Consider the following 19937-nt stretch of genomic DNA (forward strand, 5'->3'; position numbering starts at 1 on the left):
CGGCATTCACACGCCGTGTGCACGTCGGGCACGCATATGCCTCTCGCACACTCTCCCCATGCGCCCACCAGGCGAGTTGACTCTTCATGCACATGCAAGGGATGTGAGACGACTACGGAAAGGAGCGGACACGTGACCGCCGATCCCGAGCATCCCGCCGTCCATGGAGAACTCGCAGAGTTACGGCGCCGCCTCGACGTGGCGTACGCCCGCGTCGAGGGCGGACTGGCTCTGCTCACCCATCGCACCGAAGAGACCGCCAAGGAGCTCGACGAACTGAACACCCGGCTCGGCTCGCTGGAACACACGCGCTGGCCCCTGCCCTCGATCGCGGCCGTCACGGCCGTGGGAGCACTCGTCGTGACGGTCTGGCAGGCCCTCGGACACTAGTGCCGCAACAGGCAACGGCACTAGGGACGCCGTGGGGGGAGTCAGGGCAAGGTGTCCTGCCCGAGCCTGAGATGGTGCAGGAGCAGTAACGCGGCCGCCATGTTGGCGGCCGGGACCTCACCCCGGGCGACCATGTCGGGAACGAGCTTGAGGGGGACCCATTCCCGGCGGTCCGACTCGAAGTCGTCCACGGGGTGTCCGATGTACTCCCCCTCGTCGGCCCAGAAGATGTGGTGCCGGGCGTCGGTGAGGCCGTTGGACGGCTCCACGCTCATGAGGTGGCGCAGAGGCCCCGGCCGCCAGCCGGTCTCCTCCTCCAGTTCCCTGGCGGCCGCGTGGGCGATGTCCTCGCCGTCCTCGACGACGCCCGCCGCGAGTTCCCACCCCCAGCTGTCCGTGATGAAACGGTGGCGCCACAGAAGGAGGACCTCGTTGGCCTCGTTCACCACCGTGGCCACGGCGACGGGCCGCAGCCTGATGAGGAAGTGGTCGAGATGCCGGCCGTCCGGCAACTCGACATCTGCAAGATTGACGCTGAACCAGCGGTTTTCATACACAGTTTGTTCGTTCTGTTTCGTCCACTGCACGGTTCTGCCACCTTCCGCCGAGTAAGTGGCAATATCGCAGCAGGAGCGGTCTGACAGCAGGCGCACAGCGGGCCGCTTCCGGCGCAGCGGAGGCGCAGTTGTCCCGTACCCGTGGAAAATCGGCGGAATCTACAGCGGTACGCGCAGTGCGCCGTCGATGAGTTCGGCGGCCTCGGCCGTGCCGGCCACGCCGCTGCGCACCAGGTGCTCGCGTACCGCGCGAAGTCTGTCGCGCAGGCGCTGGGACTCCATCCCGCGGGCCGCCTCGGCCATCTGCACCGCCGTGGCCACCGCCTTGTCGGCGTTGCCCTGGCGAAGTTCGATCGTGCTGAGCATCGCGAGCCGGTGCACCCGGCCGCGGTCGTGGGCGGGGTTGTCCACGGCGGCCGCCGCGTGTTCCCGGGCGGCCGCCAGCTCACCGAGGCTGAGCAGAGCCTCCGCCACCTGGACGTTGACGAGACCCGGCTGGACATAGCCGGTTTCGTCGGGTTCGCGTCCACGCCGGATGCGTTCGGCGGTCGTCTCGGCCCGCCGGATGCAGGACAGGGCGCTCGTACCGTCGCCCAGGTGTGCGTACGCCTTGGCCTGCATCGCGTACAGATCCGAGGCGAGTGCGGGGGTGATGTGCCGTCCGGCGGCGCGCAGCGCCGCCTCGGCGAAGGCGACGGCCTGACGGTACTCCCGCATGAACAGCGACTGGTTGACCAGCAGCGCGATGACGTAGGCGCCGAGTCCCCGGTCCCCGCTGGCCTTCGCGAGCCTGAGGGCCTGGTGGAAGTAGCGCTGGGCCAGGCCGTGGGCGTCGGAGTCGTACGCGCAGATGCCGGCGACGGCCACCAACCCCCCGGTGGCCCGGTGGAGTTGACGGCCGGTGGCGTCGGTGTAGCTGCCGCGCAGCAGCGGGGCCGCCTCGGCGTTGAGGAAGCCGACGATACGGCTGCGGGTCGCGACCCCGCCGGCCTTGCGGTACATCTGCTCGTAGTGGGTGCGGGCGGCACGCAGCATCTCGATGTCGGCCGAGGTGACCCGGTGCCGGCCGCCGCGGGAGACATCCACGTCCTCGGGCGGGTTCTCCCACTCCCACACGGGCATCACGGCGGGCGTGCCGGTGACGGCGGGGGCGCCGAGGACGTGCGGGCGCTGCTGTTCGTCGGAGCGCCACAGGGCGGTGGCCCGCTCGACGAAGCCGGACAGCGAGGTGCCGTGCGGGGCCGACGGCTCGCCCGGGACACCGAGGCCGATGTCGTCGAGCGTGACCGGGCGGTGCAGCCGGCCGGCCAGCACCTCGCAGATCAGGTCGGGCACCTGACCGCGCGGCCGCTGGCCCTTCAACCACCGTGCCACAGCCGTGTGTTCGTACCGGAGCGCCAGCCCGCGGGAACGCCCCGCCTGGTTGACATGCGCGGCCAGCCCGGCGTGCGAGATACCCGCCTCGTCGAGGATCGCGTCGAGCAGAGTGTTGGGCTGCATGGGTGCCCCCGGTGCCTCGGTGCCGTCAGGGTAGTGGGTCCCGCTTCACACGGGGTGTGAACGGAGTACGCGAATCCGTGCTGTGCGCGCGCTGTTGCGGAGAGTTCTGTGCCGGTTGACTGAAATGCCTCGCAAGAGGCCGGCCGGGCCGCCGGCTCCCCCTCATACAGTGCGGCGGCCCGCTACCGCGCCGTCCGCCCGGCTGCCTGCCCGACACTCCGCGGCCGGGCGGACGGCGACGGGGCGCCGCGCCGGCTGGGCTGTCTCGGTGACGGTCGCTACAGCTGGTTCGTCGGCTGCGGGTTCGTGGCGGCCGGCGGCGCGGTACCCCGCGCCCCTGGAGGCCGCCCTGCGGGGGCGCGCTCGCGTAGTCGTTCGTTGCGCAGGACGAGCAGGGCCACGTCGTCGGTCGGACGGCCGCCCGTGTGGCGGTGGAGTGCGGTGAAGACCGTACGCAGGATGGAGTGGGGGGTGACCTGGTGACCGCGAACGGCTTCGGCGAGCGTCGTGCGCAGCGGGAAGAACCGGCCGTGGGAGTCCCGCACGTCCTCCGCCCCGTCCGTGTGCAGGACCAGGTACTCGCCCGGCAGGAGAAGTCCCACGCGTACCGCGGGCAGTTCGCCCGGGAGCGGGAACGGTCCCAGGGGTGGGAGGGGGTCCGTCCGGGCCAGGGGCTCGACGCGGGCACCGCTGAGCAGATAGGGCCACGGGTGGCCGCAGTTGAGGGCGTGGACCTCCCCGTCGCGGCCGATCTCCAGGAGCAGGACGGTGACGAACTCCTCGGCGACCGGGGTGTCCGGCGGCGGACCGGCCGAGGGGTGCTCGGCGCGGGCGCGATCGCGCAGGTGCCGGGCGAGCGCGCGCTCCAGGCGGTGCAGTACGCCGCCGAGTTCGGGCTCGTCGTGCGCGGCCTCGCGGAAACTGCCGAGGACGGCGGCGACGGTGGCGATCGCCTCGAGCCCGTGCCCGCGCACGTCGCCCATCACCACCCGCACGCCGTGCTCGGTGGCGATGGCCTCGTAGAGGTCGCCGCCGACCGAGGCACCGCGTTCCGCGGAGAGCTGGGCGGCGGCGACACCCAGTCCGGCGATCCGTGGGGGCAACGGCCGCAGCAGCACGCTCTGGGCGGCGCCCGCGACCCGGCGGGCCTGACTCAGCTCACGCAGCAGTGTGCCCCGGAGGTGCAGCACCAGCCCGGTGCCGACCACGAAGAACACCGCGCTGCTGACGACCCGCGCGCCGAAGCCGCTCTGCTGGGCCAGCGGGCAGGCGAGCTTGTAGGTGATCGCCGTCGCGCCCCACACCGTGGGCAACCCCAGAGCGAAGGCCCGGCGCAGCGGCAGCCTGATGCGGAACATGTCCATGGCCCCCCATCTAGGCCCTGACAGCGCAGACCGACCCGGCCCCGAAAGGCCGGTCCGATTCTGTCGACCGCACGCCCCACCACACCAGGCCACCAGCGGATCTCACCCGATCGAGTGAGACACCCCAAAGGGACGCGAGAAACGGCGCGACCAGCCACGAACCCCCCGCGGCCAACACACAACACCCCAAAGGGGCGCGAGGAACTGCGCGATCAGCCACCGGCCAACCCGCGGCCGACACACAACACACCACACCCCAAAGGGGCGCGGGGAACTGCGCGACCAGCCACCGGCCAACCCGCGGCCGACGCACCACGCACAGTCCCCCGCCCGGAACTAACTCCGCAGCACCGCACCCGTACGCTCAGCGGCCAGCGCCACCGCCGCGTCCCGAGCCGCCGACGCCTCGTCGACCGTCAGGGTCCGGTCCCCCGAGCGGAAGCGCAGCGCGTACGCGAGGGACTTCTTGCCCTCACCGAGCTGCTCGTCGTTCTCGTAGACGTCGAACAGCCGGATGGCCTCCAGCAGTTCACCGGCGCCGTCGCGCAGCGCCGCCTCGACGTCCGCGTGCGCCACCGACTTGTCGACGACCAGCGCGACGTCCTGGGTGGCGACCGGGAAGGTGGAGATGCCGGGCGCCTGCGGGGTGTCGTCGCCGACCGCCTCCAGGGCGTCCAGGTTCAGCTCCGCCGCGCTGGTGCGGGCGGGCAGGCCCAGTGCCTTGACGACCCGCGGGTGCAGCTCGCCGGCGTGGCCGATGATCTGCTCCGTGCCGTCGGCGGTGACGACCGCCAGCTCCGCGCAGCGGCCCGGGTGCCAGGGGCCGTACTTGCCGCCCCGCACGACCAGTTCGGCACCGGCCTCCCGCGCGACGGTCCGGGCGGCCTCGACCGCGTCGGCCCAGTCGGCCGGGCGGCCCTTGCCCCACCAGCCGGCCTGCTCACGGGCGCCCGCGAGGACGACGGCGACATGGCGCGGCTGCTCGGGCAGCGCCGCGTCGAGCGTCGCGATCTCCTCGTCGGTGGGACGCCGGTCCACGGGCAGCGCGATGGCGACCCGCTGCTCCTCGCGCGGGTGGAAGACCAGCCCGGTCTCGAACAGCGCCAGGTCGTGCGAGCCCCGGCCGTCGTTGCGGCGCAGCGCGCCGAGCAGACCCGGCAGCAGCGACGTACGGAGCGCGGGCTCCTCGTCGTTGAGCGGGTTGGTCAGCTTCACGACGCGGCGGGCCGGGTCGTCCGCGTCGAGGCCGAGCTGGTCGAAGACCTGCTCGCCGACGAACGGGTAGTTCGGCGCCTCGACGTAGCCCGCTCCGGCCAGCGCCCGTCCGACCCGGCGGTGCAGCCGCTGGCGGTGGGTCAGGCCACGGCCCGAGGGGAGCTTGGGCAGCGTGGAGGGCAGGTTCTCATAGCCCTCCAGGCGGATGACCTCTTCGGCCAGGTCGTTCGGCTCGACGAGGTCGGGCCGCCACGAGGGCACGGTGACGAGGAGCTCGTCCTGGCCGTAGACGTCGCAGCCGATCTGCTGGAGACGGCGTACGACGGTCTCTCGGCCGTAGTCCACGCCCGCGACCTTGTCCGGGTGGCCGGCCGGGACGGTGATGGTGTGCGGTGCGGACGGGGTGATGACCTCGGTGACGCCCGCGTCGGCCGTACCACCGGCCAGCAGCACCAGCAGGTCCACCGTGCGCTGGGCCGCGGCGGACGCGGCCTGCGGGTCGACGCCCCGCTCGAAGCGCCTGGACGCCTCCGAGGACAGCTTGTGCCGCCGGGCCGTGCGCGCGATCGACACCGCGTCGAAGTGCGCGGCCTCGATGACGACCGCGGTGCTGGCGTTCTCGACGTCCTGGTGGTCGGCGATCTCCGTGTTGGCGCCGCCCATGACGCCGGCGAGACCGATCGGGCCGCGCTCGTCGGTGATCACCAGGTCCTCGGCCTCGAGGGTGCGCGTGACACCGTCGAGGGTGACGAGCTTCTCGCCCGCCTCGGCCCGGCGTACGCCGATGGTGCCCTGGACCAGGTTGCGGTCGTAGGCGTGCAGGGGCTGGCCGAGCTCCATCATCACGTAGTTGGTGACGTCGACGGCGAGCGAGATCGGGCGCATGCCGACCTTCTGGAGCCGGCGCTGGAGCCAGAGCGGGGAGCGTGCCTCCGGTTCGAGGCCGGTGACCGTGCGGGCCGTGAAGCGGTCGCAGCCGAGCGGGTCGGAGACCTGGACCGGGTAGCCGAAGGCGTTGGGGCCCGGCACGTCGAGCAGCGCCGGGTCGCGCAGCGGCAGACCGTAGGCGATGGCGGTCTCGCGGGCGACACCGCGGATCGACAGGCAGTCGCCGCGGTTGGCGGTGACGGCGATGTCGAGGACCTCGTCGACCAGTTCGAGCAGCTCGACGGCGTCCTTGCCGACCTCGGTCACCGGCGGCAGCACGATGATGCCGTGGCTGCCGTCGTCGCCCATGCCCAGCTCGTCGCCGGAGCAGATCATGCCGTGGGACGTCCGGCCGTACGTCGTGCGCGCGGCGATCGCGAAGTTGCCGGGCAGGACGGCGCCGGGGAGCACCACGACGACCTTGTCGCCGACGGCGAAGTTGCGGGCGCCGCAGACGATCTCCTGGGGCTCGCCGGTGCCGTTGGCCTGGCCGACGTCGACCGTGCAGAAGCGGATCGGCTTCTTGAAGCCCTCCAGCTCCTCGATGGTCAGGACCTGGCCCACGACGAGCGGGCCCTTGAGGTCGGCACCGAGGTGCTCGACGGTCTCGACCTCCAGGCCGGCCGCCACGAGCTTCTCCTGGACGTCACGCCCGGTTTCGGTCGCCGGCAGGTCGACGTACTCCCGCAGCCAAGAAAGCGGGACCCGCATCAGATCTCCATCCCGAACGGCCGGGTGAACCGGACGTCACCCTCGACCATGTCTCGCATGTCTTCGACGTTGTGGCGGAACATCAGCATCCGCTCGATGCCGAACCCGAAGGCGAAGCCGCTGTACTTCTCCGGGTCGACTCCGCAGGCGGTCAGCACCTTGGGGTTGACCATGCCGCAGCCGCCGAGCTCGATCCAGCCCTCGGACGAGCAGGTGCGGCAGGGGCGGTCGGGGTTGCCGACGGACTCGCCGCGGCAGACGTAGCACACCATGTCCATCTCGGCGGACGGCTCGGTGAAGGGGAAGAAGTTCGGCCGCAGCCGGGTCTTCATGCCGGCCCCGAACAGCGACTGGACCATGTGGTCCAGGGTGCCCTTGAGGTCGGCCATGGTCAGGCCCTCGTCGACGGCGAGCAGCTCGACCTGGTGGAAGACCGGGGTGTGCGTCGCGTCCAGCTCGTCCGTGCGGTACACCCGGCCGGGGCAGATCACGTAGAGCGGCAGCTCACGCTGGAGGAGCGAGCGGATCTGCACGGGCGAGGTGTGCGTGCGCAGCACGACGCCGGACTCGGTGCCGCCCTCGGGGCCCTGCACGAAGAACGTGTCGGCCTCGCCGCGGGCCGGGTGGTCCGGGCCGATGTTGAGGGCGTCGAAGTTGAACCACTCCGCCTCGACCTGCGGGCCCTCGGCGACCTCGTAGCCCATGGCCACGAAGACGTCCTCGATGCGCTCCGAGAGCGTGGTCAGCGGGTGGCGGGCGCCGGCCGGTACGCGGTCGTAGGGCAGCGTGACGTCCACGGCCTCCTCGACCAGCACCCGGGTGTCCCGCTCGGCCTCCAGCTCGCTCTGGCGGACGCCCAGGCCCTTGCTCACGGCGCCGCGGGCCTGGCCGACCAGCTTGCCCGCGGCCGCCTTGGCGTGCGGGGGCAGGGCGCCGATCTCGCGGTTGGCCAGGGCCAACGGCGAGGCGCCGCCGGTGTGGGCGACCTTGGCCTCCTGGAGCGCGTCGAGGGAGTCCGCGGCGGCGAAGGCGGCGAGCGCCTCGTCCCGCATGCGCTCGATCTCTTCCGGTTTCAACGCCTCGACCTCTACAGGGTCGTACGACTTATTCGGTGCCGACATCTCTTCCCGTGCTTCCGGTTGGCTGGCTGTGAGGTCCCCGTCACCCATCCGATGACAAATCGTCGCCGACTTCGGGACACAAAGGTGCCAAAGGCCGAGTCTAACGGGGTGAGGACTGACGAATGCGCCCGCGGGCTGCTCAGGCCAGGTAGGCCGGGGCCCCCACGGGCAACGTAAATCGGAACTGCGCGCCGCCGCCGGGGGCGCGGCCGACTGTGATGAGGCCGCCGTGGACCTCGACGATGCCCTTGACGATGTACAGCCCCAGGCCCGTGCCACCGCGCTTGCTGCCCCGCCAGAAGCGGGTGAAGACGCGGTTCATGGACTCCTCCGGAATGCCGGGACCCTCGTCGCTCACCGTGACCGACGTGGCCGTGATCTCCTCGGTCTCCCCTTCGCGGGGGGACGCCGAGGGCGTGATGTCAATCGTGACGGTTCCCTCGCCGTGCCGCACGGCATTTTCCAGCAGGTTGCTCAGCACCTGGTCGACCTTGTCGGGGTCGGCCCACAGGGCGGGCAGCGGCTGCTCGACGCGCAGCAGGAAGCGGTCGGCGGGCTGGCCCGCGGCGACGTACGCCTGGATGTGCCGTCCCACGGCCGCGCCGATGTCGACGGGCTGGCGGCGCAGCTCCAGACGCCCGGAGTCGATGCGCGAGATGTCCAGCAGTTCGGCGATGAGCCGGGTGACCCGGTCGGCGTCGGCGTCGACGGTCTCCAGCATCAGCCGCTTCTGGTCGTCGGTGAACCGCTCCCACTTGGCGAGCAGGGTGGCGGTGAAGCCCTTGACGGACGTCAGCGGGGAGCGCAGCTCGTGGGCGACGGTCGCGATGAGTTCGGCGTGGCTGCGCTCGGTGCGACGGCGGGCCTCGGTGTCACGCAGGGTGACGACGACGCGGCGGACGGGCCCGGTGGGCTCGGAGCGGACGTACCGCGCGGACACGAGCACCTCCCGGCCGCCGGGCAGCAGCAGGTTGCGCTCGGGCTGGCCGACCCGGATGGACAGCCCGCCGTACGGGTCGGTCACCTGCCACCAGCGCCGGCCCTCCAGGTCCTCTAACGGCAGCGCCTTCTCCAGCCGCCGGCCGAGGGCGTCCGCGGCGGCGGTGGCGGTGATGCGCCGGGCGGCGGCGTTGAAGCAGACGACGAGTCCGTGCTCGTCGGCGATGACGAGGCCGTCGGGCAGTTCGTCGGGATCGATGCCGAGCTCGGCGAGGTCACCGTGACACGGCGCGGGTGTGTGCCGCGCCCGCCTCGCTCCCGGTGCGCTGCTCGTGCCGACACTCATCCCCGTACCCCACCTCTCAGACGGCAGTGGGCCCCCGAACTGGTCACCCTACTAGCTCTCGGTGACGGAGCGGCACCCTCCGGAGGCGCGCTGTGCACGGGCCGACGCGTAGAGACATACGGCGGCCGCGGTGGCGAGGTTCAGACTCTCGGCCTTTCCGTGGATCGGGACGCGCACCACGGCGTCCGCGAGCGCGCGGGTCTCCTCCGGGAGCCCCCAGGCCTCGTTCCCGAACACCCATGCGGTGGGGCCGCCCATGGTGCCCTGGTCGAGTTCGTCGTCGAGGTCGGCGGTACCGGCGCCGTCGGCGGCGAGAATGCGGACGCCGGCGGCCTTGAGCCCTGCCACGGCCTGCTCGACGGGGACACCGACCGCGACCGGGAGGTGGAAGAGGGAGCCCACGGAGGCGCGTACGGCCTTGGGGTTGTACAGGTCGACGGAGGCGTCGGTCAGGACGACCGCCTCCGCGCCGGCGGCGTCGGCGCAGCGCAGCACGGTCCCGGCGTTGCCGGGGTCACGGACGTTGGCGAGGACGGCGACGAGCCGGGGGCGGGCGTCGAGGATCTCCGCGAAGGGCGTGTCGAGGAAACGGCAGATCCCGACCAGGCCCTGCGGGGTGACGGTCGTCGAGATGTCCTCGATGACCTGCTCGTCGGCGAGGTGCAGCCGGGCGCCGACGGCGCGGGCCAGCGCCACGATGTCGGCGTACCGCTCGGCGGCCTCGACGGTGGCGAACAGCTCCACGAGGGTGGGCGGGCCGTCGGTCCGGTGCCCCGCGGCCTCCCGGACGGCCTGCGGTCCCTCGGCGAGGAACAGCCGCTCCTTCCCCCGGAAGTTCCGCTTGGCGAGCCGCCGCGCGGCCAGGACGCGGGGGGAGCGGGGGGAGATCAGCTCGGGGGCGGCGGCAGGCATGGGGTTCACCTTCGGGAGTTCAGGGGTTCTTGTTCGCTCCGCGGGACGGACTCCGCAAGGCGGACCACCGCACAGACACGGCCGCACGGACACGGCCGCACGGACGCAGTCGCACGGACAGACTCGTACGGACACCGTCGTGTCGTACGGGCATCGTCGTACGGGACACCGTCGTGTCGTACGGGCATCGTCGTACGGACGGACGCAGCCGTGCAGACACGATCGGACCCGCAGGCTTCCTCAGCCTGCGGGTCCGATCACGTCACGTCCGGCTCAAGCCAGTACGGCGTCACGCAGCCTTCGGCGCGTTCACGTCCGCCGGCAGCGCCTTCTGGGCGACCTCGACGAGCGCGGCGAACGCACCGGCGTCGTTGACGGCCAGCTCGGCCAGGATCTTGCGGTCGACCTCGACGTTCGCGGCCTTCAGACCCTGGATGAGGCGGTTGTACGTCATGCCGTTCTGGCGGGCCGCAGCGTTGATGCGCTGGATCCACAGCTGGCGGAAGTCACCCTTGCGCTTCTTGCGGTCGTTGTAGTTGTAGACCAGCGAGTGGGTGACCTGCTCCTTGGCCTTGCGGTACAGGCGCGAACGCTGACCGCGGTAGCCGGAGGCCGCCTCGAGGATCGCCCGGCGCTTCTTGTGGGCGTTGACTGCCCGCTTGACGCGTGCCACTTGTTTAACTCCTTGTAGCGGGGCCGTGGTTGTCGTCACACGGCCCGGAATCGATTGGGTCCCGGTCCAGACGTACGGCGCTCAGCGGCGCCCGTACGTCACTTGCCGAGAAGCTTCTTGATCTTCGCGGCGTCGCCCGGGGCCATCTCGGCGTTGCCGGTGAGGCGACGCGTCACACGGGACGACTTGTGCTCGAGCAGGTGGCGCTTGCCGGCGCGCTCACGGAGCACCTTGCCGGAGCCGGTGATCTTGAAGCGCTTGCTGGCACCGCTGTGCGACTTGTTCTTCGGCATAGCGCCGTTCTCTCCTCGTCGGTGGCGCTCCGGTGCCCGGTCGTTAAACCGGGCACGGTGGAGCGTCGCTTGTATCGGTTACATCCTGGGACTCGCGTCCCGGGGATCACGCCTCGGCGTGCTCCTCGGCGGGTGCCTCGGCCTTGACCTCGCCGGCCTCGACCTCGTCGGTCTCGACCTCGTCCGTCTCGACCTCGGCGTCGGCGTCGTAGTCGATGTCCGCAGCGTTCTGCGAGCGACCGGGGTTGGCCTTCGCTTCCGCCTTGCGGGCTTCCTGCGCCTGCCGGGCCTCGGCCATCGCCTCGGTCTTCTTCTTGTGCGGACCGAGAACCATGATCATGTTTCGGCCGTCCTGCTTCGGATTCGACTCCACGAAGCCGAGGTCCTGGACGTCCTCCGCGAGACGCTGGAGCAGTCGGTAGCCCAGCTCGGGGCGGGACTGCTCGCGGCCACGGAACATGATCGTGATCTTGACCTTGTCGCCCTGCTTGAGGAACCGTACGACGTGACCCTTCTTGGTGTCATAGTCGTGCGGGTCGATCTTCGGCCGGAGCTTCATTTCCTTGATGACCGTGTGCGCCTGGTTCTTGCGCGCCTCACGTGCCTTCATGGCCGACTCGTACTTGAACTTGCCGTAGTCCATGAGCTTGCAGACCGGCGGGCGTGCGCTCGCCGCCACCTCGACCAGGTCGAGGTCGTACTCCTGCGCAAGCTCCAGTGCCTTGGCCAGCGGGACGATGCCCACCTGCTCGCCACTGGGACCGACAAGTCGCACCTCGGGAACGCGAATCCGGTCGTTGATGCGGGGCTCGGTGCTGATGGATCCTCCTCGGTAGCACCACACGGCGGTCTGGCGGACAGCCGCGTAACGTCTCTAATCCTTGGACCTAACCGCGCCGACGCACAAAAAATGCCCCGGACGATCACAGGCGGGGCTCCTCGAACTACCGGAGCACCGCCGCGGTGAACGCGGGGCGCACTATCGGGCGGACCGCCGTCACAGGTGATGGCGCCGCCTGACCGGTGACCCGCCGCCCCGGAGGGTGGTCGGGTGGGAGTTCGAAGCCTCCACTTGTAGGTCGGTCCGTCTGCCAGGGGCATACGTATCCGACCGGTCGTTACGCAAGGTTAGCAGCAACGGGCTCGAACGGCTAATTGAGGCCAAGTGGGGCCGGACCGCGCCCGGGACCTATCGTGTGGGGCATGAGTGAGACCTCCCCCTCGGACACCCCCGAGACCCCCGGCCCGACCGACTTCGACGCCATGACCCGCGACATCGCCGAGGTCCCCGCGGTCGAGGTGATCGTGACGGTCGCCGTCAACCTGATGAGCGCCGCCGCCGTGAAGCTCGGTCTGACCGAGGAGGGCGACAAGTACAAGGACCTGGACGAGGCCCGCAAGCTGGTGCACGCCCTCGCCGGTCTACTGGACGCGAGTGCGACCGAGATCAGCTCGTTCCACGCGGCACCGCTGCGCGACGGCCTGAAGTCGCTCCAGCTGGCGTTCCGCGAGGCGTCGATCGTCCCGGACGAGCCCGGCCAGGGCCCCGGCGAGAAGTACACCGGGGCGATCTACGGCTAGTGCCGCAGCAGGCGACGTCCGCCCCGTCGCGACGCCCGGCACGCCCTCTCGCCGCACCGGCCGAAAGCCCACGTACGACCAGTGCGAGGACTTCCGGCCGGCACGCACCGGACGCCGCTCGTTCACGGGCCGACGTTGCCTGCCACGGCACCAGGACCCGTCCGCCTCACCGTCACCCTGATTCATCCGCGTACGTACAGGGGCTCGCCCGGTGGTGTCGTCCCGGCCGGCAGCAGTGCCAGGTCGAGGCCGCGCACCAGGCGGGCCCTCAGTGTCTCGTCGGCGGCCAGCCGCCCGGCGAGAGCGCGGGCGGTCTCGGCCGGGGGCACGGCCGGGTCCAGCACGAGGGCGAGGGTGCCGTCGGCTTGTCCGGGGCCGAGGTGGGCGCGCAGCACGGCGGGCTCCGCGGCCACCGCGGCGCGCACGGCGGCGACGACGGCCGGGTCGGCGAGCGGCTCGGTCGAGGTACGGCCCTCGGCGAGCGCCAGCAGCGCCGGTGCCGTCAGCTCGTAGGTGACCGGACCGGCCAGGTCCAGCACGATGGTGTCCGCCTTCTCGTGCGCCGCGGCCTGGAGTGCCTGGTGCAGGGGTACGGCCACGGGGCGGGCCTGTGCGTCCCAGCGGGCCAGCGCGTCGGTGGACGTGAAGGCCGGGAGCGCCGTGCGCCCGCCCGCCTTCAGCGTCGGTACGGCCATGTCGCTGGTCTTCTCGCGGCGCAGCCCGTTCTCGTCCTCCTCCACCTCGCCGAGCACGGCCACGACGGGGACGAGCAGCCGGGCGCCCTTGAGAGCCTGAAGAACGGGTCCCACAGCGGTGCGGTCCTCGGCCCAGGCGGCGAGCGCCGCGCTCAGCCGGGGGTCGGCGGAGCCGTCGTCGTCGGAGAAGCCGGGGTCGGGAATGTTCTTGTTCGCCACGGTCACCGAGCCTATAGGGGGGAAGCTGCTGCGCTTGTGCGGCCCCTGAAACCGGGCGGACACGGAACTCACGGGTTTCTCATTTTTCCCTGACGAACCTCTTACCTGCGTCTAACGGCCCGCACAGACGACGCCCCGAGCATCGCGGGATGGAGGACTCCAGAGCCCGCCGACGCCGCCACACCCGTCCGTCGCGCCGCCGCACCCCGCTCTACGCGGCGCTCGCCACGGCCGTCGTCGTCGCCGGTACGGCCGCGGGCACCGTGTACGTCAAGGCGCAGGCGCACTCGGGTGGCAGCGCCGTATCGTCGTCGGGAAGCCCGTCGGCCACGTCCTCGCCGTCGGCGGCCGGGAAGGAATCGGTGGAGCAGGTGTCGGAGCCGGCGGTGGACCGGGACCGGTTGCTGGCCGCCGCGCTGGCGTCGGTGAGCGTGCCGGACCGGGCGAGAGTGTCGGCGGCGGTACTGGACCTGAGCTCCGGGCAGAGCGCCACGTACGGGGACGCCGCCTTCGACACGGCCAGCATCGTCAAGGTCGACATCCTGGCGGCGCTGCTGCTCCAGGCGCAGGACGCGGGCCGCCATCTCACCGCCGCGGAGAAGACGTACGCCACCGCGATGATCGAGAACAGCGACAACGACTCCGCGTCGGCGCTGTGGCGGATCATCGGCAAGGCGGGCGGACTGGACGCGGCGAACAAGCGGTTCGGGCTCACGGGCACCGCGGGCGGCGACGACATGCTGTGGGGACTGACCCGGACCACGGCCGCCGACCAGCTGACGCTCCTCCAGCAGGTCTTCGGGGACGACTCGCGGCTGAGCGAGGCCTCGCGGTCGTACGTGCAAGGGCTGATGGCGCAGATCGCCGTCGGCCAGCACTGGGGCGTCTCGGCCGCCGCCGACGGCTCCGCGTGGGCGCTGAAGAACGGCTGGCTGGCGCGCAGCACCACCGGGCTGTGGGACATCAACAGCATCGGGCGCGTGACGGCCGACGGGCACGACTACCTGGTGGTCGTCCTGTCCGACGGCAACACGACACAGGCGAAGGGCATCTCGCTGGTCGAGGCGGCTGCGCGGGCGGCGGTCGCGGAGTTCACCGGCGGCGACGGGGCGTCGGCCGCCACCTCGGCGTCCGCCGGCGCCTCCGACCAGGGCGTGCTTCGAAAGTAGCGTCGTCCGCCCGGAGGGCGGGGCCCGCGGCGTCCGGTGCGGTGCGCCGCAAGGCGTTGCGTCGCAAGGCGGGCCTGTTCTATCCGCGCGGTGTGGTGATCCGCCGTACCGCGTCGACGACGGCGTCGCGGTGCCGGGCCAACCGTCGCGTGGACCACGGGTCGCTTCCGCTGGCCGGGCTCAGGCCGCCTGTGAGGCTGAACCAGGCTTGGGTCAGCGCCAGCACGAAGGCCACCAGGTCCTCCGGGCCCAGCTCCGGCTCGACTCGGCCCTGCTCCTGGGCCGCCGCCACGGCTGTGGTCTTGGCGGTGTAGGTGGCGGCCTCCTGGTCGGTGGCGCCGGGGCGCTCCAGCAGCTTCCAGGAGAGCAGCCGCATCAGGTCGGGGTGGGCGACCAGGCTGTCGAAGATCTGTCCCGCGACTCCGGGGAGGTCCTCGGCGTCGAAGGGCACTGTCTCCGCACCCACGGCGAGCACCCGGTCGATCACGGCGTCGAACAGTTGCTCCTTGTTGCCGAAGTAGGCGTAGATCCTTTGCTTGTTCGCGTTGGCCGCCTCGGCGATGCGGTCCACCCGGGCGCCGGCCAGCCCGTACGCGGCGAACTCGGCGAAGGCGGCGTCCAGCAGGCGCGCCTTGGTCGCGGCGGAATCTCGGGGCATGCCGTCACTCTAGCAAGTAACCATCCAGTTGGTTTGACACCCCCCGGAGGCCTGCTCCACTATAGAAACCATCCAGTTGGTTACCTTCTCTTGGGTGACCTCGACGCAAGGAAGATCACGATGGAACTCCGCCCGCTCGGAAGCCAGGGCCTCACCGTCTCCGCCCAGGGACTCGGCCTCATGGGGATGAGCGCCTTCTACGGCAGCACCGACGAGACCGAATCGCTGGCCACCATCGACCGCGCCCTGGAACTGGGCGTGACCCTGTTCGACACGGCCGAGATCTACGGCCCTTTCATCAACGAGCAGCTCCTCGGCAAGGCGCTCACCGGCCGCCGCGATCGGGCCGTGATAGCCACCAAGACCGGAATCGAGATCGGCGACGACGGTGCGGTGACCGGCCTCAACGGGCGCCCCGAGTACATCCGCCGCGCCCTGGACCGCTCCCTGCGCCACCTGAACACCGACTACATCGATCTCTACTACCTGCACCGGGTCGACCCGCAGGTGCCGATCGAGGACACCGTCGGCGCCCTGGGCGAGCTGGTGGACGCCGGCAAGGTCCGCCACATCGGCCTGTCCGAGGTCGCGCCGCAGACCATCCGCCGCGCCCACCGCGTCCACCCGCTGACCGCGGTCCAGACCGAGTACTCGCTCTTCGAGCGCGGCATCGAGCAGAACGGGGTCATGGACACCCTGAACGAGCTCGGGATCGGCCTGGTCGCCTACTCGCCGCTGGGGCGCGGCTTCCTCTCCGGCGCGATCACCGGCCCGGACGACTTCGCCGCCGACGACTACCGCCGCATCGACCCCCGCTTCCAGGGCGAGAACTTCAACCGCAACCTGGCCGTGGTCGACGAGGTCCGCCGGATGGCCGCCGCCAAGAAGGTCACGCCGTCCCAGCTGGCCCTCGCCTGGGTCCTGCACCAGGGCGCGGTCGCCATCCCCGGCACCAAGCGCCGGCGCTACCTGGAAGAGAACAGCGTCGCTGCCGCCGTAACCATCACCGCGGACGAACTGGCCGCCATCGACGCGGTCGCCCCGCACGGGATCGTCTCCGGCGACCGCTACACCCCCGAACAGATGCAGCTTCTCAACGGCTGAGTACGGGCAGGCCGGCCGGCGGCCTGCCGCGGCACGGCCTCCCGCGGGCCGAGCTGCGGCACGATCCAACCAGTCCTGGACGCTTCCGTCGGTGGCGTCCTCGGTCTCCAGAAAGAGATGAGTACAGTGATCGATCATGTTTTCCTGACGGTGAGCGACATGGACCGCTCGGTCGACTTCTACAACCGGACGTTGAAGCCACTGGGCATGAGCCACGTGATCGACTTCGACGGCTCGACCGGTCCGCAGGGGCACCCCGACCTCAAGGGGTTCGGTACCGACACGGCTTTTGTGTTCTGGCTGCGCGACGGGGTCAGTGAGGGACGTGCCGCGCACGTCGGCTTCACCGCGCCGTCGAAGGAGGCGGTCGACGCGGCGTATGCGGCGGCCATGGCGGCGGGCGCGACCGACAACGGCGCACCCGCGGACCGTCCCTACTACGCTCCTGGGTACTACGCGGCCGGCGTCTTCGACCCTGATGGGTACAGCCTTGAGTTCACGTACAAGGCGTGGCAGCACTCGAAGGACTGATCTGGGTTTTTCGCAGGCCGCGTTGTCGGGCGGTGGTCCGGCTCGCTCCGATTCAAGGCGGCGTCACGCGCGGCAGCGTTGCATCAGGATTCTGTGTCACGTCTGCCCGTGTTGCGGCGGTGGTCCGCTCCGAGATCCGTCCAGCCGACCGCGGGGCCTGCGCGGCAGGTCTAGTCGCGGGAGAGCAGCGGGCAGCACAGATCCTGTCCTGGCCGGCCTGACAGGTCCTGGCCCTAGAAGTCGTCCTGGTGCGACGGATCGCGGCGGCCTCGCCGGATGACGACCGCGGCCACCACCAGCACCGCGCCGACACCGCCCGCCAGCGGGCCCGCCCACCCGGCCGTGTCGTCGTCCGCCTCGGCGGTGTCGGGCCCCGAGCCGAAGTACTTCGCGCCGTAGGACGCGGCGCGCAGACCCTCCGGGTCGAGGCGGCCGGCGGCCTTGATGGCGGCGGCCGGGTCGATGAAGCCGAAGCCGCGCGAGTCGTCCCGGCCCTTGCTGGGGGCGTTGCGGGCGGTGTCCTCCAGCAGCTTCTTGATCTGAGCCGGGCTCAGGCCCGGGTGGGCCGCCTTGACCAGGGCCACCGCGCCGGAGACGAAGGCGGAGGCCGCGCTCGTGCCCCACCCTTCGTAGTACCTGTGGTCCGGGTCGGCGATGACGACGTCGACGCCGGGGGCGCTGACGGTGGCGTACCAGCGGCGGGTGGAGAAGGAGGCGCGGGTGCCGTAGCGGTCGACGGCGGTCGCGGCGATGACGCCGGGGTAGGCGGCCGGGTAGGAGATGTGGTCGCCCTTCTCGCCGCCGTTGCCGGACGAGGCGACGACCACGGCGCCCTTCTTGAGGGCGTATTGGACGGCCTCGTCCTCGCTGGGCTCCGGGTGCGCTGAGGCGGAGTCGTCGCCCAGGGAGAGGTTGATGACGTCGGCGCCGTGGTCGGCGGCCCAGCGGATGCCTTCGGCGAGGGCGTTGCCCCGGGTGCTGCGGGCCTTGGACCGGGAGGGGTCGCCGTCCTCCAGGATGACGCGGACGGGGAGGATCTTGGCCTCGGGGGCGATGCCCATGACGCCGTCGCCGTCGCCCACGCCGTGACCGTGGCCGGCGATGATCCCTGCCATCGCGGTGCCGTGCCGGGCCCAGGATCGGTCGCCGGGTCCGGCTCCGAAGCCGACCATGTCCTTGCCGGTCAGGACGTTGCCGGCGAGGTCGGGGTGGTCGGCCTCGACGCCGGTGTCGAGGACGGCGACGGTGATGCCCCGGCCCTTCGTGGTCTGCCAGACCTGCTGGGTGTGCATCGCGTCCAGGGCCCACTGCTGGGCGCGGATGCCGTCGGCGTGCGCGGGGGCGGCCGGCACCAGGGCGAGGGACGCGGCGAGGAGACAGCTCACGAGCCCGGCGCGGTGTGTCGTACGGCTGTTCACGAGGGCGCCTCCGTGGCCGTGTCTGCGGTCCTGCGGAACGCGCGCTCGATGCGGTCGGCGAGGCCCTGCGCCTCGTTGCCGAGACCGGCCTGGGCGGGGGCCGTGGTCGCGCCGGACTGCGTGGCGTCGGCCGCGGGCTGGGGGTCGTCGACGGTACGGCCGTCTGCCCATCCGGAGACGGCGAAGACGACGACGGGGGTGTCCGTGAGGACGGAGACGGTCCACGAGGCACGCTGCTTGTCGCCGAAGGCGGCGGCGACCGTGTCCTTCGCGGCGTACGGGCGGGGCATGAGGTCGGAGCGGCGGTCGAGCCGCTCCTTCTGGAACCGGGTGTCCAGGGCGGTCATGGCCGCGGCGTCGGCCTTGGTGAAGAGCAGGCCGACGGTGGTGACGTAGCTGCGGGTCGCGTCCGTGTAGGTCGCGCGCAGCAGGCGCCGGCACCCGACGGGGTCGAGAGCCTTGCGCAGCAGCGGGTCGAACGCGTTCCGGCAGCCGGTGTCCGGGGCGACGGCGATCCGGGTCCAGGTCCGGTCGGCGCCGCCGGGGCCGGCCCCCGTCCCCACCACGGTGGGCGGGAACAACTGGTCGACGGGGATGCTGTGCCACAGTTCGGCGGAGGCCGTGAAGGAGTCCCGGGTCCCGTCCTCCCCGGATCCGCCGGTCAGCCAACTGCCCGTCGCGGCACCGCCGATGAGTCCGATCCCGAGCACCATGCAGACGGTGACGGCGCCGGTACGGGACCGCAGCCGCGCGCCGATCGCGAGCGGCCGCGCCCGCTCGTCGTATCCCTCGGGCTCCCCGAACGTCACGACGGGCCGGTCCGCGGCGGGCGTCATGGCGCTCCAGGAGAGCGCCGGGTCCGGGGTGAGGGGCGCGGGGGTGCCGCCGGTGTGGGGGGTGTGCGGCGGTACGTACGGCGGTATGGGGGAGGTGGCCGGCGTCCAGGCATCACGTATGCCCCCGACGTCGTCCCGCTCCGTCCGACCCGGCGGGACGGTGCCGGGTCGCGGGGGCACCGTGCCCGGACCGGAACGCGGGGGCGCCGTGCCCGGACCGGAACGCGGGGGCGCCGTGCCCGCACCGGAACGCGCGGCCGGGACGTCGCCCGGGCCGCCCTCGTCCTGCGACGGCGTGCCGGCGGAACCCGGCCGCCGGAAGGCGTCGGCGGACGTGGAGTCGGGGCGGCTGTCCGGGCGGTGCGGCACGCCTCCGGGGCCGGGCCGCCGGAAGACATCGGCCGAGGTGGGCCCGTCGTCCGGTCGGTCCGGCAGGCTCCCGGACCCGAATCCGCCGCCGAAAACGTCGTCGGAGGACGCACCGGGCCGACTGTCCGGGCAAGGCGGCACCGCCCCGGACGCGGAACCGCTGAAAACGTCACCCGACGGCACACCGGGCCCACTGTCCGGCCGGAACGGCACGCCCTCGGAACCAGGACGCCGGAAGGCGTCGGCGGAGGCGGGACCAGGCCGACTGTCCGGGCGAGGCGGCACCGCCCCGGACGCGGAACCGCTGAAAACGTCACCCGACGGCACACCGGGCCCACTGACCGGCCGGGGCGGCACACCGGTCGCCCCAGGACGGCTGAAGGCATCCGCGGGCGCAGGACCGGGACGG

At 71.8% G+C, this 19937-nt stretch carries 19 protein-coding genes; 5 read left to right on the forward strand and 14 right to left on the reverse strand.

Annotated elements, in window-relative coordinates:
* Positions 1 to 132 precede the first annotated feature (132 nt).
* Positions 133 to 390, forward strand: a complete 258-nt coding sequence (locus ACFV0T_RS37745) for a hypothetical protein (RefSeq protein WP_385789384.1) — start codon at positions 133 to 135, stop codon at positions 388 to 390.
* 41 nt (positions 391 to 431) lie between these two features.
* On the opposite strand, the gene ACFV0T_RS37750 is transcribed toward ACFV0T_RS37745, so the two are convergent.
* From ACFV0T_RS37750 to infC, 10 genes are all read right to left on the reverse strand, one after another.
* A complete protein-coding gene (locus tag ACFV0T_RS37750; protein WP_385789386.1) occupies positions 432 to 977 on the reverse strand; it encodes an NUDIX hydrolase in 546 nt (181 codons plus the stop codon).
* A 129-nt stretch (positions 978 to 1106) separates the two neighbouring features.
* Positions 1107 to 2447 carry a transcriptional regulator gene (locus ACFV0T_RS37755; protein WP_385789388.1) on the reverse strand — a complete coding sequence of 447 codons (1341 nt, stop codon included), beginning with the start codon at positions 2445 to 2447 and terminating at the stop codon, positions 1107 to 1109.
* A 278-nt stretch (positions 2448 to 2725) separates the two neighbouring features.
* On the reverse strand, positions 2726 to 3805 hold the full coding sequence (locus tag ACFV0T_RS37760) for a PP2C family protein-serine/threonine phosphatase (protein ID WP_385789443.1): 1080 nt from the start codon (positions 3803 to 3805) through the stop codon (positions 2726 to 2728).
* 342 nt (positions 3806 to 4147) lie between these two features.
* Positions 4148 to 6664: a phenylalanine--tRNA ligase subunit beta gene (gene pheT, locus ACFV0T_RS37765; protein ID WP_385789390.1), complete on the reverse strand. Its 2517-nt coding sequence runs from the start codon at positions 6662 to 6664 to the stop codon at positions 4148 to 4150.
* Positions 6664 to 7785 (reverse strand): phenylalanine--tRNA ligase subunit alpha, encoded by a 1122-nt coding sequence (gene pheS / locus ACFV0T_RS37770; protein WP_385789392.1) that lies wholly within the window; start codon positions 7783 to 7785, stop codon positions 6664 to 6666. The genes pheT and pheS overlap by 1 nt, the downstream gene beginning before the upstream one ends.
* A gap of 139 nt (positions 7786 to 7924) precedes the next feature.
* Entirely contained in the window at positions 7925 to 9070 is a 1146-nt protein-coding gene (locus ACFV0T_RS37775; RefSeq protein WP_385789394.1) for an ATP-binding protein, read from the reverse strand.
* 51 nt (positions 9071 to 9121) lie between these two features.
* Positions 9122 to 9982, reverse strand: coding sequence for a TrmH family RNA methyltransferase (locus ACFV0T_RS37780; RefSeq protein WP_385789396.1), 861 nt, complete (start codon positions 9980 to 9982; stop codon positions 9122 to 9124).
* A gap of 289 nt (positions 9983 to 10271) precedes the next feature.
* On the reverse strand, positions 10272 to 10655 hold the full coding sequence (gene rplT / locus ACFV0T_RS37785) for a 50S ribosomal protein L20 (protein WP_162469411.1): 384 nt from the start codon (positions 10653 to 10655) through the stop codon (positions 10272 to 10274).
* A 98-nt stretch (positions 10656 to 10753) separates the two neighbouring features.
* Positions 10754 to 10948 carry a 50S ribosomal protein L35 gene (gene rpmI, locus ACFV0T_RS37790; RefSeq protein WP_003977225.1) on the reverse strand — a complete coding sequence of 65 codons (195 nt, stop codon included), beginning with the start codon at positions 10946 to 10948 and terminating at the stop codon, positions 10754 to 10756.
* A 106-nt stretch (positions 10949 to 11054) separates the two neighbouring features.
* A complete protein-coding gene (gene infC / locus ACFV0T_RS37795; RefSeq protein ID WP_385789398.1) occupies positions 11055 to 11792 on the reverse strand; it encodes a translation initiation factor IF-3 in 738 nt (245 codons plus the stop codon).
* Between the two features lie 359 nt (positions 11793 to 12151).
* On the opposite strand from infC, the gene ACFV0T_RS37800 reads away from it, so the two are divergent.
* On the forward strand, positions 12152 to 12529 hold the full coding sequence (locus ACFV0T_RS37800) for a DUF1844 domain-containing protein (protein WP_385789400.1): 378 nt from the start codon (positions 12152 to 12154) through the stop codon (positions 12527 to 12529).
* Positions 12530 to 12711: 182 nt separating this feature from the next.
* On the opposite strand, the gene ACFV0T_RS37805 is transcribed toward ACFV0T_RS37800, so the two are convergent.
* Positions 12712 to 13443: an SseB family protein gene (locus ACFV0T_RS37805; protein ID WP_385789401.1), complete on the reverse strand. Its 732-nt coding sequence runs from the start codon at positions 13441 to 13443 to the stop codon at positions 12712 to 12714.
* 149 nt (positions 13444 to 13592) lie between these two features.
* Here ACFV0T_RS37805 and ACFV0T_RS37810 point away from each other — a divergent pair, with 149 nt between their 5' ends.
* Positions 13593 to 14612, forward strand: coding sequence for a serine hydrolase (locus ACFV0T_RS37810; RefSeq protein WP_385789403.1), 1020 nt, complete (start codon positions 13593 to 13595; stop codon positions 14610 to 14612).
* Between the two features lie 79 nt (positions 14613 to 14691).
* Here ACFV0T_RS37810 and ACFV0T_RS37815 read toward each other — a convergent pair whose 3' ends face one another.
* A complete protein-coding gene (locus tag ACFV0T_RS37815; protein WP_385789405.1) occupies positions 14692 to 15270 on the reverse strand; it encodes a TetR family transcriptional regulator in 579 nt (192 codons plus the stop codon).
* Between the two features lie 120 nt (positions 15271 to 15390).
* On the opposite strand from ACFV0T_RS37815, the gene ACFV0T_RS37820 reads away from it, so the two are divergent.
* Both ACFV0T_RS37820 and ACFV0T_RS37825 read left to right on the forward strand, forming a co-directional pair.
* The gene (locus tag ACFV0T_RS37820; protein ID WP_385789407.1) at positions 15391 to 16374 is read left to right on the forward strand and encodes an aldo/keto reductase; all 984 of its coding nucleotides are present in this window, start codon (positions 15391 to 15393) and stop codon (positions 16372 to 16374) included.
* A 126-nt stretch (positions 16375 to 16500) separates the two neighbouring features.
* A complete protein-coding gene (locus ACFV0T_RS37825; protein ID WP_385789409.1) occupies positions 16501 to 16905 on the forward strand; it encodes a VOC family protein in 405 nt (134 codons plus the stop codon).
* Positions 16906 to 17138: 233 nt separating this feature from the next.
* On the opposite strand, the gene mycP is transcribed toward ACFV0T_RS37825, so the two are convergent.
* Positions 17139 to 18323, reverse strand: coding sequence for a type VII secretion-associated serine protease mycosin (gene mycP / locus ACFV0T_RS37830; protein WP_385789411.1), 1185 nt, complete (start codon positions 18321 to 18323; stop codon positions 17139 to 17141).
* Positions 18320 to 19528 (reverse strand): hypothetical protein, encoded by a 1209-nt coding sequence (locus ACFV0T_RS37835; RefSeq protein ID WP_385789413.1) that lies wholly within the window; start codon positions 19526 to 19528, stop codon positions 18320 to 18322. Before ACFV0T_RS37835 ends, mycP begins: the two co-directional genes overlap by 4 nt.
* Positions 19529 to 19937 lie beyond the last annotated feature (409 nt).

Source organism: Streptomyces sp. NPDC059582 (genome assembly GCF_042735715.1).
GTDB lineage: Bacteria > Actinomycetota > Actinomycetes > Streptomycetales > Streptomycetaceae > Streptomyces.